Source organism: Cyclobacterium sp. 1_MG-2023 (assembly GCF_030546805.1).
In the GTDB taxonomy this organism is placed as follows: Bacteria; Bacteroidota; Bacteroidia; order Cytophagales; family Cyclobacteriaceae; genus Cyclobacterium.
Map to the genome: position 1 here is coordinate 22,036 of NZ_JAUOPC010000020.1, position 14,625 is coordinate 36,660.

Annotated in this window: 7 protein-coding genes; 1 reads left to right on the top strand and 6 read right to left on the bottom strand. The window is 39.4% G+C overall.

All coding sequences use genetic code 11. The features are described 5' to 3' along the window. Positions 1–4: 4 nt before the first annotated feature. The 6 genes from Q4534_RS22440 to Q4534_RS22465 form a co-directional block, all read right to left on the bottom strand. On the bottom strand, positions 5–3,118 hold the full coding sequence (locus tag Q4534_RS22440; protein ID WP_303615401.1) for a SusC/RagA family TonB-linked outer membrane protein: 3,114 nt from the start codon (positions 3,116–3,118) through the stop codon (positions 5–7). 44 nt (positions 3,119–3,162) lie between these two features. Beyond that, positions 3,163–5,058 carry a RagB/SusD family nutrient uptake outer membrane protein gene (locus Q4534_RS22445; RefSeq protein ID WP_303615402.1) on the bottom strand — a complete coding sequence of 632 codons (1,896 nt, stop codon included), beginning with the start codon at positions 5,056–5,058 and terminating at the stop codon, positions 3,163–3,165. A 14-nt stretch (positions 5,059–5,072) separates the two neighbouring features. After that, positions 5,073–8,549, bottom strand: a complete 3,477-nt coding sequence (locus Q4534_RS22450; protein ID WP_303615403.1) for a TonB-dependent receptor — start codon at positions 8,547–8,549, stop codon at positions 5,073–5,075. A 145-nt stretch (positions 8,550–8,694) separates the two neighbouring features. Next, complete coding sequence (locus tag Q4534_RS22455) at positions 8,695–9,696, bottom strand: FecR family protein (RefSeq protein WP_303615404.1); 1,002 nt, start codon at positions 9,694–9,696, stop codon at positions 8,695–8,697. Between the two features lie 126 nt (positions 9,697–9,822). Continuing rightward, positions 9,823–10,431, bottom strand: a complete 609-nt coding sequence (locus Q4534_RS22460; RefSeq protein WP_303615405.1) for an RNA polymerase sigma factor — start codon at positions 10,429–10,431, stop codon at positions 9,823–9,825. Between the two features lie 151 nt (positions 10,432–10,582). After that, a complete protein-coding gene (locus tag Q4534_RS22465) occupies positions 10,583–13,300 on the bottom strand; it encodes a family 78 glycoside hydrolase catalytic domain (protein WP_303615406.1) in 2,718 nt (905 codons plus the stop codon). Between the two features lie 759 nt (positions 13,301–14,059). Between Q4534_RS22465 and Q4534_RS22470 the strand changes: the two genes are divergently transcribed. Continuing rightward, a complete protein-coding gene (locus tag Q4534_RS22470) occupies positions 14,060–14,509 on the top strand; it encodes a hypothetical protein (protein WP_303615407.1) in 450 nt (149 codons plus the stop codon). The last annotated feature ends 116 nt before the right edge of the window (positions 14,510–14,625 follow it).

Here is a 14,625-nt window from a genome sequence, read left to right on the forward strand (position 1 = left end):
ATTATCAAAATGTTACACTTAATCCCAGATTGTAAACTTTATAAACAGGAAAGCCTGAATAGCCACCTCCTTCAGGGCCAAAGTCTGAAGTTTTCATTTTATCCCATGTTAGGAGGTTTTGTCCACTAAGGAGTACCTTTGCATGTTCTGATCTGAAAATTTTGGAAACTGTAAGTGGTAAAGTATAGCCGATTTCCAGGTTTTTAAGTCGGATATAAGACCTGTCAAAATTCACGAAATCACTTGGCTCATGGTTGACAGACTTGGCCAAAGAAAGTGCCGGCCAAGTGATGAGTTCATTGTTTGCATAGCGCTCTTCTGTCCATGCATTTTGATGCATACTACCAAATATCCCATCAAATTCAGTTTCCCATATTCCTGTTCCTCCTATAAGTGAGGAATAATTTCCTACTCCTTGAAAAAGGAAGTTAATATCAAAAGCTCTATAGGTTATTCCACCTGATAATGCATAAGTAGTACGCGGAATAACACCATTTCCAATCGGGGCATAATCCCTTTCGTCAATTTTACCATCACTATTTAAATCTTGGTAGATCAAATCTCCTACCCTAGGTATACCAAATCCGTAACTCAAATTGCTTTCATTCAATTCTTCCTCAGAATTAAAGAATCCATTACCATTGGAGTAATCCACCAAATAGCCAAACTCTTGTCCGAATGAATAGCCTTCCTCCCGCTTTCTATAAGCATAGTCATCAGTTCGTTCAGCTTCATTCCAATTGATGATTTTGTTTTTATTGTAACTAAACATCCCTCCCAGATAGGCAGAAAAGTCTTGATTAAATACTTTCCTGTAGTTGGCAACAATTTCAAAACCTTTATTCTCAAATTGCCCCCCATTGATTTGAGGGTAATTATCCAATGGTACACCTTGGTATGCGGGTATGGTTGCCAATGCGCTCACGATCATATTGTCCATGCGCTCATCGAATATATCCACAGAAAGGGAAAGTGCATTAAACAATCCCAAGTCTAAACCAACATTTGTTTTAGTAGAGATTTCAGCCCTTATGTTGGGATTCCCAACCTGGTTTTCATTGACAATGTACTGAAGGTAAGGAATAAGCCCCCCACGACTTGCGGTCACATTGTCCAGATAAGCATACCTAGCGATTCCCGTTTGGTCATTGGCTGTTTTACCATAAGAGGCACGCAGCTTCAAATTGCTTAACAAGGTGGCTGAAGAGGTAAAGGCCTCATTGGATACAACCCATGCACCCGCTACAGCAGGTGTAGTGGTAAACCTAACGGCTCTGGCATATTGTTCAGACCCAGAATAGCCTACCACTAATTTTAATAGATACCTGTCATCAAAAGCGTAATTCCCCTCAATTCCTGAGCTAATCCGGTTATAGGGCAATAGGCCAGGTGAAGAATTGTCTGCCTTGGTTAGGTTTTGGTAAAACATGTAGGCCATTCCTGACACCTTGTTTAAACCAAACTGGCGTTGGTAGTTCAATGCAGTATTATAGGACAAGTGATAGTAATATTGATGTCCTTTGCCATAAGCTAAAGGGGTATTCTGTTCTGATCCTTTCTTGACAAATCCCAATTCATTAAAATCATCCGTTCTCAACCAACGTTCATAATTCTGAGTGGTGCCTAAACTGCCAACAGAGTTGGTTTGGTAAGCGAATACACCAGAAAGGTTTAGTCCATCGGTAAGGAAATCCATGTCCAGGTCTAAGCCAAACTGGGAAGCTATGTTGGTTACTGTATGGTTATAATAACCTGATCTATTTAACATTCCATAAGTAGGAGATGAAACCCTCTCTGTAGTCACAACCTGACCTGCACCAGGAAAAGGCTCTCCATCAGCAGTAAGGTCAGGAATAACTGGGCCAAACATTGTAGGAGGGATTTGAAAAATGCTACTATAAATACTCTGATTGCCTACTCCCGGGGTATGCTCTCGTTTGATATTTCCACTTAACCTTACGAAGCCTGACAATAGTTCATTAAACTTCATATCCACATTTGAACGGAAATTGACCCAAATATTTTTAGGGTTTGGATCGTATTTGGTTTGTTCCGTTTTAAATTGGCCACCCTGGTGCATAAAGTTGACATTGGAGAAAAACTGAACCTTCTCATTTCCTCCGGTAACATTTACCCCTACCCTTTGCATGGTAGCATAGTCTTTTACAAATCTGGAATACCAATCATTACTGGGGTAGTTGGGATTGTTCCCATTTTGAAATTCTTCAATTTCATTGTTAGTAAACAAGTATTCATCGCCAAACCCATCGTTAAAAGCGGCCTGATTTCTCATTTGAGCATATTCAGCGGCTGGATAATACATTGGCTTTGTTGTTACTTCCTGTACAGAGTGATCTAATCTTGCTTTGACCTGAAGTGGACCTTTTCTACCTCTCTTGGTGGTGATTACAATTACACCGTTTGCTCCTTGAATGCCATAAATGGCTTGGGTGGAAGCATCTTTTAATACAGTTATTGTATCGATCTCATTGGCTGAAATGTATTCCAAAATTTGATTGCTATTATAAGAGACAGGGATACCATCAATCACGACCAAAGGACCATTTTGTCTAGCACCAGAAATTCCTCTTACAAATAAATCAGTACTGGCCCTAGACAATTCGGAGAAGGTTTCTTGGGTAGTTAATCCTGCAAACCTTCCGGAAAATGTTTGGCTAAGATTTGCTACAGGAGAACGTTCAAGCTCCTCTCCTGACACAGTGGCTACTGATCCTGTGAGCGCTCTTTTTGACAGCGTGCCATAACCCATAGAAACGACATCATCTTGACCATGACTGTCAAAAGCCAGTTCAAGATCAATGTCAAGCCCATCCTCAATTTGCACCCGCTTATTTGCAAAGCCGCGGGCTTCAAAAAGCAGAAACTCTTCAGAGGTAGGTAAGCTTATGGTATAATTGCCTTCAAAGTCAGTGTATGTTCCCTGATTACCGGATGCTGAATTTATCAATACTCCCGGTATAGGTTGTCCCAATTCATTTATTACTTTGCCGCTAATGGTAGTCAATGCCTCTTGAGCAATTAAATGGCTACTTTGGAGGTAAAACAGCATGCACAGGAAACCTAAAGTAAGTTTTATAATATTTATATATCTTTTCATTTTGAGTTCATTATAGTCTTTCAGAAAAACTTATAGGCAAAATTTTACCAACCTGGCGTTTGCCAATTGGTTCCTGTAATCGATTGAAGTCGATTGGCCTCATTAAGTGGAATGGGGACATGTAAAAATTTATTGGTATAATTTTTACGTTCTACCTCTCTTACATTTCTTCTACTATAGGTATAAGTTCCATCTTCATTTCTGATTATCTCAGCTCCGGTTATCCATCTATCTGTTTCAGAAAGATCTCCTTCAGGAGAAGACCATCTTCTTACATCAAAATACCTGTTTTCTTCCAATGCCAATTCCACCCTTCTTTCATTTCTAATCCTTAGAATCAATTCTTCTTGTGTAAGGGTTTGGGGCAATTCCGGCATATTAACTCGTGATCTAATTTCGTTTGCAGCAGCAGTTGCCTCCATTAAATGTCCTGCCTCGGCTGCAGCTTCAGCCAGGTTGAGTATTATCTCTCCCAATCTGTAATATTTCCAGTTGGCTCCTCCTACAGGGTTATCTCCTCCAGAATTTGGATGCAAAAATTTCCTTTGGAAATAGCCTGTTCTGGTAGCCCTCCTAACCGTAGGATGAATACCCGTTTGAGGCTCTCCCACATAGGTTGCAATGACCCTTGTTCTGTTTCCAATCCCTGCAGGATAATTTTCAAAAGACTCCGGAGCTTCAGCAAAATTCCATAGTGATTTTCTCTTGGAACCGTTGTAATAGATTGAAGCATAGAACCTTGGATCCCTGTTTGCATATGGGTTTTGTGGATCATACAATGTATTGTCCGGATTGTAATTTGGGTACAGGTGTTGCTCGTCTAGGTATGGATTTTGTAAATTCAAAATTGGCTCGCCATCTATAGTCTCATATGCATCAACCAACTCCTGAGTGGGACATGTTCCTGACTTGTAGCCATCCTGAGCCCCTATCCCATCAATGTTCCAAATGTTCCCCTGGCCTTCTCGGCTTTGGTAGATGGTCTCTTTGTCCACAGGGTTAGCAGCATAAGCGGTAGTTTGGGTGAAATACTCATTGTATAAAGCGGCATAAGGATTCTTTTCTTCGCCAATATATGCCACATCAGACAAGTAAGTCTGGGGTAAGTTCACTTGATTATACAATTCATAACCATTGTTTTTTAAGTTTTGAACTGCGTTCAGGTTAATTTGGTAAGCTTCTTCCCAATGGTTTTGGCCATCGTTATACAGAGGGCTTGCGGCAAATAAAATGGCAGTAGACTTGATGGCTTCAGCCAAAGCTTTATTGACCCTACCTGCCTCACCTCCGGATGTAATTCTATAGGGCAATTCATCAATTGCTATGGCTGCATTACAATCTTCAAGAATAAATTGTACTACCTCAAAATAAGATGATTTTTCTACTTTCGAAAAATCATCTGAAAAGTCGTAAGGTGTTCTAACAATAGGAAGACCTGTTCCATACCATTTCAGCAATTCCATGTAGTAGTATGCTCTCAGTACATGCGCTTCTGCCTTCCATCTTTTCCTATCATCGGGATTGTCTACTGCTGCTTCATCAATTCGCTCTAGAAACATGGCTAGGTTACGGATAGAACTCCAGTATTTGTCCCAATAGTCACCATTGTTATCATTGGACCATTGGACTGATGGATGATTGGCTGCCGAAGCATCCCCATTGTACATTCTTCCTGAAGTCAGCCAAGATTCGGCCTCAGCGTCAGTATCCCAAGATTCATCACTCCAGTTCACAGGACCTCTACTCCAAAAGAAATACCGAGTACCTTTGGTCGGTAGGTTACTGTAACAACTATTGAGAAATGCCCCAACCTTATCATTGTCTGAAAACACTTCTTCAAGTGAAATTTTACCATCGGGTGCCATGTCCAGTACATCTGTACAGGAAAATGTCAAAAAGACCGATAGCATTATTGCCAGGTATAAATTTATTAATTTCATCGTTAATTTTGGGTTTAAAAGGTGGCGTTAAAACCAAAGTTCACCATCTTGGTAACCGGGTACCCGATGGAATCATTATTTTCCGGATCAAGATGACCCATTCTTAAATTGTCCCAGGTCAATAAGTTTTGACCACCTAGGTAAACCCTAAGTGAACTCATGCCTACCACCTGTGTCAGGTGGTTTGGGAGGGTATAACCTATGTCAATATTTTTCAATCTCACAAAGGACCTGTCCATAATAAAAAAGTTATTTGCGGTATGGTTCGTCGTACTTCTGGTACTCAGTGCAGGATAGGTAATTTCTTCCCCGGCAGCGTATCTTTCAGGTGTCCAGGCATTCTTATGGTAATCAAAATAGGTTCCTTGGATTATATTTTCATATACTCCCTGAGAACCATAATTGCGAGAATATTTTCCCACACCTTGGAAGAAAATTGAAAAATCAAATGCTTTGTACTGGAGATTGACACCTGCACCATAGGTTACTCTTGGAATGGATGAATAGCCAATTGGGGTTCTGTCCTTATCATCGACAGTACCATCATCATTTAGATCTTTGTATATAAAATCACCGACCCTAGGCTCTCCGAAACCGTACTGTGTATTTTCTCTATAGGTATCCAATTCCTCCTGGGAATTAAATATACCGTTTCCATTTTCATAATCAATTTGGTAACCCCAATTTTGACCTATTGAATAACCCGTACTGCGGTACCTGTGTACATAGGAATCATCCCTAATTTGTTCATCTATAAATTTGACAACGTTGTGGTTGTAACCATAATTACCCCTGATATTGATGTTGAAATCCTCAGCCAACTGCTTTCTATAAGACAACTCCAGTTCGAAACCACTGTTGTCAACTTCACCCATATTGACTTTAGGAATATTACCTAAAGGTACTCCTTGAAATGCAGGCACAGTGCCTCTGGAAATAAGAATATTCGTTCGGTTCTCTATAAAATAATCAAATGAAATATCAAGTTGGTCCATAATCCCCAGATCGATACCATAATTTTGCTTGTCCGCTATTTCCCAAGTAATGTTAGGATTTCCCAGTAAACCCTGACGAACTCCCTGTCCCCTTCCTAAGCTAGGTAAGGGCCCTCCACTCATGGTAATGTCACTCTGGTACAAAAATCTGGAAGAGCCCATTTGATCATTTCCTACTCTTCCATTTGATACCCTGAACTTAACATTTGTAAGAACTGGATTGTCCAATAAGAAATTTTCGTTGCTTAATATCCACCCCACAGATACCGCCGGAAAAAAACCGAAGCGTTTTCCAGGCGCAAATTGCTCAGAACCATTGTAACCAATATTTACTTCAGCCAGGTACTTGTAATCGTATTCGTAAGTAGCCCTAGCTGCAATTCCTAATACATTAAAAGGGATCTCTCCTGCCGTCGATTCCCAATTGTCTCTTTGGGCCAAGATCAAACCACTCACTCTATGTTTGTCATTAAAAATCCTAGCATATTGAATTGCTGCTTGCAGATTAATATTGTACCTAGAATCTGCTCCCTTTTCCAAGGTGAGCAAAGATTCATCTGGTCTTTTGACTGCATAGCTCAATTCATCCGTATCAGGATTGACCTCAGCTAAAAACAACCTCTCTGACTTACTTCCCTGCATGGCTGTGGTTGCACGGGCATCATAAGAAACCATACCCCTTACACTTAAACCTTCCGTAACCATATTGCTTAAATCGAGTTCCATGCCTAAAGATGAGTTCAGGTTTGACCTTACCTCATTTCTGTACCCATAACGGTTCATTACTTCAAATGCTGAGCGATCCATATATCCGGGATCCACTATCTGGCCAGGGGCAACCCCAAACCCATCAATAGTTGTTGGGCCGGGTGTAATAGGTAAAATGGTTTGCGCTTGATAAAAAAGATCCCTCATCATCCAGTTGGTATCTCCTCCTCCATAAAGCCAAGCTGAAGGCATATTAACTTGTTCTATATAACTACCGATATTCAAGAATGCCTTAAAAGACTCACTGATCTTATAATCGATATTTGCTCTGAAATTATACCTTTTCATCCAGGAAGAAGGATCATAGCCCAACTGAGATTTAGGTTCAGTATTTAAATTTCCACCTTGATTTAAGTAAGCACCATTCACAAAATAAGTGATTTTGTCGGTGCCTCCTCTTGCACTCACGTTGACTCTGGTCTGTGGGGAATATCTGGAGATAAATTCGCGGTAATAATCATGATTGGGGTACATGTATTGACGAACCATGGCTTTTTGGGCATAATCAGGATCATTAGGATCCAGGCCTAGTAAGGGGTTAGCATATTTGGCCATCACATCCTCACTAAAAAATGGCGTGGTCATTCCATCATTTCGGCCTGCCTCATTTCTGAGGTTCATGTACTCCAAAGACGTCAATCTTTCCGGCTCATAGGTAAAGGAACTATAGCTTTGATCAAGGCTAATGTTCAATTCCATTTCACCAGGTTTTCCTCTCTTGGTGGTAATTAATATTACCCCATTTGCACCTCGCACACCAAACACTGCAGTGGCTGAGGCATCTTTAAGTACGGTGACAGATTCCACCTCATTGGCATCCAAGGTTCTTATGTTATCCCTTGGCACCCCATCAATTAAAATCAATGGGCTTCTCCCATTAGTGGTAGCAGCACCTCTTAAATATAAAGTTGCATCATCCTTTCCTGGCTGACCTCCACCGGATTGGATAGAAGTCAAACCGGGTAGCCTTCCTGCCAAGGCATTGGCCAAACTTGGAGAAGAACTTTTAACCAATTCATCGGAAGAAACAGAACTTACCGCACCAGTTACTGAAAGTTTTCTTTGTTCGGCATATCCCACTACAACGACTTCTTCTAGGGCGGACTCATCTTCTAATAGAATTACGTCTAAGGTCGTTTGATTGCTTATATCAAAGGATTGGTTTTGAAAGCCTATATAAGAAAATACAAGTGTATCTCCAGATTCTACTTGAATCGAATACGTCCCATCAATACTCGTTACAGTACCTTTGCTGGTACCCAAAACAGAAACAGTTGCACCAGGAAGCGGTTCACCCGATTGATCCTTGACTGTTCCAGAGATGGTCACGGGATCCCTCAATAGATTTTCGGACCCAGTTTTCACCTTAGCAACTTTGACATCAATCGTGTTATTAAATTGTCTGAAAAGCAAATTAGATTGAAGGCTAACTTCAATCAAGAATTCTTCAACTGTACCTTTCTGCTTGTTAAAGGATAAAACAGATGATTTTTTGAGCGTCTTTTTATCATAGGAAAATCTAAAAGACGATTGTCGCTTTACCTCATTGAAAAAGGAATAAAGGTCCATTTTTTTTCGGGAGAGGTTTACCTCCACCTCATCTATATTTTTATACTGGCCCTTTGCTTGTATGATACTGGTAAAATTTACCACCATCATCTGGAATATTAATCCATACAAGAAGCCTTTGGACAACATCATAATTGTCTTAAGTAATATTTTTTTCATATTTTTAAGGGTTTATTGGATTTTATTCAATACGCAGGGTCTTTAGATGGTCCCATTCCCCAATGTTTTCCATCTTTAGACCTCACACTGCCGGTTGGATTTATCCAACCGGTTTTATTAAGGTGGTATTCTGGGAATCCTATTTTTAAAATTTGATTGTGACATTTTTTCCTTTTAGTTCATATTCAAAATTCTGTACGTAGGCCATACTCTTCAATACATTTGCAAGGCTTTGCTTATGGTATTCACCCGAAAATTCCCAAGAGGCATTTGTAGTATTTTCAACTTCAATCTTTACCCCATACCAATTTTCCAGTATTGCAACCACCTCTTCAAGATTTGATTTCTCAAATAAAATAGTCCCTTCTTTCCATGATGAAATAGTATGCCTATCAAACTTCCGAATACTTTTTTCACCTGTAATAGGATCTCTATGCAATTGTTCTCCCGGACTAAGAAAGAAATCTTCACTTGTACCTACATTCTCAACCTTCACTTTACCAGTTACCAATGAAATACTAATTTCTGCTTCACCCTTTTCCTTAATATTAAAAGAAGTGCCTAAAGCGGTCGTCACCAACCCCTGTGCGACAACCCTAAAAGGTCTCAGGCTATCTTTCTCCACTTCTATAAATGCCTCCCCTTCTAAAAAGACTTTCCGCTCTGAGGTTCCGAATTTATCTGGAAAAGAAAAAACACTGTTACTGTTTAACCATACCCTTGTTCCATCCGAAAGGGTTAGCTGTAACTTTTCACCTGAAACCGTCTTTTTATGAATCAAAACCACATTTTCAAGTTGGCTTTTTTGTAAGTCGACATTAAAAATTCCCGAGATCCAAGCCAAAGCAAAACCTATCAATAGTATTGCAGCTATGTTAATAATCCATCTATAGTTTTTCTTTCTAATCCGGCTTTCCTCAGGGACTTGGGTTAGTAACTTTTTGCGTAGGTTCTCTTTAATTCTTTCCGAGGCTTTATAATCTTGATACTTTGTCCGCAATAAAATCTCTCGGGCCAACTTAAGTTCTTTTAAATCATCTGGATTTGCATTCATCCATTTAGACCAATAATCATTCAAGTGATCATCTGGATGCTTTACCCAGGCAATAAACTCAGGGTCAGTTAAAAAATCCTCTTTGGTCTTCATCTAATTTATACTGGCTTTACAGGTAAATACCAAGCACCTGCAAAAGAACACCTAAAAAATTTATATTATTTTGAAATATCTTAAACTTTAGAGAAAACGGCTCATAAATTAAACAGCCCTATTGCCCTATTTAAGCGTCTCTCGTAAAAATCCCAAGGCTTTGTACATTAGGTTTCGAGTAGTTTTGACATTGTCCAATCCCATTATTTCCTGAATTTGGGCATAGCTAAAACCTTCATAAAAAAAATAATAAATGATTTCTTTTTTTCTGGGGCTTAAATTCAAAATGGCCTTATTTAATTTCCCAATTCTCTCCATCCCTATTTGTTGATCAATCAACTGTTGTTCATGGGAAATTGTGAAATCAAAATCCTGACAATTCTCTATGCTTACCCGCTTTTGTTCCCACTTCGAAAACTGACGCTGAAGTTTTCTTTTAAGACATTTAAGTAAATAGAATTTGATATTGTCTGTAGGACCAATTTTATGACGTAGGCGTTTCAGGTCAAAGAACACTTCTTGTATACCATCTTCAGTAAGTGATTCGTTTTTTGATAATCGCATACCATAAGCAAAGAGGCTGTCAAAGTATTGCTCATAAATTTGGATAAATGCCGCATCGGCACCATTTCTAAAGTCATCCCATAAAATACTATCCTTTAACAACTTGGAAGGCTCCAAATTATTAAACTCAAGTATTTTACTTGAAAAAGGATCAAGTTTAAATTGAGGCATTTTTGGGTTTATTATTGCTTAATACCTAAATATAAGGATATTTTAAACAGACCCTATTTTAAATTAAAATTATCACATATAAAATAGTACAAATACATTTTACAATAAGCGTAAATTCTTCGAAAACTCCTACCAACACAACATTATACTTTTAACTATCCATTACCAATACATAAACTCCTCCCGGTAATTGCGAAGAATAAACAAATACTCCTTTATCAACAATTTTTTCAAAGCTTTTCCCTTTTTGGTTTAAAAAATAGGGAGCCTTCTTTCCTTTTGCCGGCAATCTTATTTCTGCCGTGGTATTGGCTGGGACGGTGATTGTCCATTCTACTCCTTCCGAGGTTCGTTTCCAATGACTTTTTACCATTCCATAGGGAGAGGAATGTCCTGATTCTACCCATTCCATATCCGAAGGAAAAGAAGGGGCAACAGTAAACTTTTTGAATCCCGGACTTTCATCAGTTGGACGGATACCTCCCAGACCTTTGTAGAAATAATCCCCAATTGTACCAAACATGATATGGTTTCGAGATTGACTGCCATCCCAGTTTTGGAACATGGTGTTGGCAGTCAGCTCATCTACCCAATATCCCCAGCCCGGAAAGGTTCTTTTATTGGCCAATTCAAACAATACATCCTCCTGATGGTAATCCATCAACACATGAATAATGGCTTTGGTCCCCACTACACCCGCATCAATATGCCCGTCTTTAGCTGCAATGGCCTTTAACAAAGCTGTTAACACCAACTCTTCCTTCTCCTCGGGTACCAAACCTGTAAATAATGGTACAGCCTGAGCGGCTTGTCCTCCATGGTCATATTGACCGGTTTGGGCATTAAAATAGGCCTGATTAAATGCATCAGCAATGTTTGCTGCCAATGCCCCATAAGTTTCCCTGTCTTCCTCTTCACCCAAAATACCAGCCATCTTAGCCAGTAAATTGCTGAAATAATGAAAAAAAGCAGTGGATAAAAAGGGTCCTTGGGTAAGGTTTTCTAATTGTTTGTGATCATCAATTCCAAAATTTAAAAGGTAATTTTCAGCATGATCCTCTAGATAGTCTACATATCTTTTCATATTGGGATAATACTTGGCCAGCAATAAGCTGTCTCCTGAAAATCGGTACATCTGCCAAGCTACTTCTAGAAAGGCCCCTTCCCAATGAGGACCATAGCCTCTTTCCCGATCCAGTCCTTGATTGAAAGTATAGCCCCAACCGCTGGTTGGAATTATCCCGGGAAGATCTCCACTTTCTTGCTGCTCATCCACAAAGTCATCCAACCATTTACTGTAAGCCGGCACCATTTCAAAATTGTAATTCCCCATCTCTGCTACCAAGAGCGCATCGCCGGTCCATCCCATTTTTTCCCGGTGAGGGCAGTCGGTGGGATACCCATGGTAATTGCCCAAAAAAGACCAACGCATGTTTTCCTGCAATTGGTTAAACATGGCATTTGAGCTTCTGAAATATCCTTTTTCTGACAAGTCTGTATGCACTACATCAGCCTTAATTTCCAATAAATCAATATCCGGTTCACTTAGGGTAACCTCCATGTATTGGAAACCTTGGTAGGTGAAAACGGGGTGCCAGGACTCCTCTCCCTCACCTTTCAGAAAATACCTGTCTGTTTGGGTATCTCCTGACCAAATAAACCGGCTAAGCTCCTCGATATCCAAAGTACTGTCGGGATAAATTCGTTCACCATATCTGATTTTCACCCTTGAATTGGCTGGTCCTTTTACCCTAAAATTTGCCCATCCGGTTATATTTTGCCCTAAATCATACATCTGGGTACTGTCGTTGATTGCCCAGTGAGTCTTGGGTTCAAGGGATTGAATAACCCTTATCGGAGGCATAACCTGTACTACCATTTTCCCCTTTGGCCCGCTTACTGAATGGGCTGTTTTCCAATTATGCGCTTCAAAACCCGGCATGGTCCAATCCTTCATTTCTTTTCCGGCATCATAAGTCTCCCCATTGTGCACACTATCAAAAAGGATTGGCCCATCCAAGGTGAATTTCCAGCTGTCATTGGTGTAAATCCAATGCTCTTTCCCCTCAGCATCTACGATCTTCAATTGCGCCCTTAGGACAGGTACGCCGCGCCAAGGCGCCTGATCGAAATCCCAGGCTTCCCTTGTATGCTGATTGTACCAGCCATTCCCCAATACCACGCCTATGGCATTGTCTCCATGCTCTAGTAATTCAGTAACATCGTAAACCACATATTTCGCACTTTTATCATAGCGAGTCATGGCAGGATCCAGCACATGATCTCCAACCTTAGTGCCATTGATAAAGGCTTCATAATAGCCTAGACCTGAAATATAAAGTCTTGCAGAATGAATAGGCTTATTTACAGGAAAGTCCTTTCTGAAATAAGGGGCTGCCGTTAATTCAGGTATACTGTCCATAACTTCTGTTGCCGCTATCCATGAAGCTTTCCAATCCTTAGGGTTGGTCAGCCCCATCTCAAACCAGCTGGGTTCGCTTTCATGAACCAGTCTCTTTTCATCTTCAAGGATGACTTTCCAGAAAGCTCTTTTACCCGAGTTAAGGTCTTTTCCGGTATAAGGAATGCCTAGCGATTGAGCAGAGAAAATCACTCCTGAATCCCAAAGATCAGCTTTCCCTAGTTCTAAATCTCTCGGATTTGAGGCCACCAAGATCCGGTAATTTTGTTGGTAAAAACCCGTTGAAACCTCTTTCATCTGCCAACTAAATACAGGGTTTTCTTCTAGGCCCAAGGGACTTTTAAGGTGGTTGGTTTTTAGCTCACAAACTTTGTAGGCTGCTGTTGAGTTACAGGCTAAAACCAAGCCTAACAATAAACAAGAGGTTATTTGGAAAATCCGATTCATAAATTATTTTTTGTTGAAGTGGTATACCTTTCTTCACCGAGGATAGGGTGAAAAGGTAAGAATTTTTTAAACCACCACAATTTTTTATCCGGCATTTTGATATTTTATCGACCGTGGAAATTGCCTAAGTTCAGGAAAATCCAATGTATATTAAATATATACTGCAAGGAGATACACCTACTGAATTACCAAGGCTTCGTAGCACACCAACAGTTAGTTTATGGAAAGTTGGCGACTACAAAATAGGGCTGACAAGAGTCCAAAACAGTGGCATTTATTCAATTAAAATATTGGTTAAAAACGAATCAAAAAATGGCGCGACAGACCATTTGATGACCATAAAAACGTCCTAAGAATGTAATAATAGCTCTATTTCCAAATTCAACGACTTAAAACCCAACCTATTCAATCTAACCTTTAATTAGGACAGAATTCAGTTTTTATTTGTTTATATTACTTTTAATTTGTTAATTAATGACCATTTTGAAATAAACTATCAAGGTATTAAATAATAATACCGATTTATGCAACTATTCAATAACAACTAGTCAAGACTAGTTTGCCATTAGTAAAAGATGAACTATTTGAAATGCTTATTGAACCTATTTTAAGGATATGCTTAACCGAAAAATACATGAGTCGTGGAATTTTCTTAGTGCTGATGTAGGTTCTAGCTTGCTATCTGTTAATGATTTTTATTGAGAAAACAATGAATAAAAGTCTGCTCATTTTAATGTTTAAAAATCAATTGAGACAATTATGAAGTGGAAATGTGCTGAGGCATCCTTTATTTTCTTTGCTAGCTTGAAACCATTAATTTTTCTTTTAATAGGAATTAAACAAACCAACCAAAAAGACTTTACATCCTTTTCAGGTAATATTTGGAAAAGAAAATCCATGATTCTTCCGAATAGCAATGTAATGGAGTTAATCGCCGGTTCGACAATAAAATTCTCTCAGGATTTTTTGACACAATTAGAAAGGCTTATTGGAGAAGCAATTTTTGAAAACACAACATTTGGCAAAGCTGCAATTACACTACAAACGCCCATTGGAGTTGAGTTGCTATTCGACCAAGCCCCCCATAAGAAATTTAGGTTTACTGCAAATTTTGATTTGAGAGAAGATTTAGATAAAGTCCATGAAGCGTCGACCAAATTCAATGCAATTTCCTTGAGGGAGAAAAATAGCAATATCTATTTTATATAAATGAAAGACCAGTAAAAAACCATAGCCTATGTAAAATCCAACAACTAAAAAAACTGCTCCGGTTGCACCCGAAGCAGCGCTGCCTAATCAAAGGCATAGATTCAGTCAATTTCCAT

Excerpts from the sequence above, each read along its gene's own strand:
- Q4534_RS22440 (WP_303615401.1), bottom strand. The coding sequence starts at position 3,118 with ATGAAAAGATATATAAATATTATAAAACTTACTTTAGGTTTCCTGTGC.
- Q4534_RS22445 (WP_303615402.1), bottom strand. The coding sequence starts at position 5,058 with ATGAAATTAATAAATTTATACCTGGCAATAATGCTATCGGTCTTTTTG.
- Q4534_RS22450 (WP_303615403.1), bottom strand. The coding sequence starts at position 8,549 with ATGAAAAAAATATTACTTAAGACAATTATGATGTTGTCCAAAGGCTTC.
- Q4534_RS22455 (WP_303615404.1), bottom strand. The coding sequence starts at position 9,696 with ATGAAGACCAAAGAGGATTTTTTAACTGACCCTGAGTTTATTGCCTGG.
- Q4534_RS22460 (WP_303615405.1), bottom strand. The coding sequence starts at position 10,431 with ATGCCTCAATTTAAACTTGATCCTTTTTCAAGTAAAATACTTGAGTTT.
- Q4534_RS22465 (WP_303615406.1), bottom strand. The coding sequence starts at position 13,300 with ATGAATCGGATTTTCCAAATAACCTCTTGTTTATTGTTAGGCTTGGTT.
- Q4534_RS22470 (WP_303615407.1), top strand. The coding sequence starts at position 14,060 with ATGAAGTGGAAATGTGCTGAGGCATCCTTTATTTTCTTTGCTAGCTTG.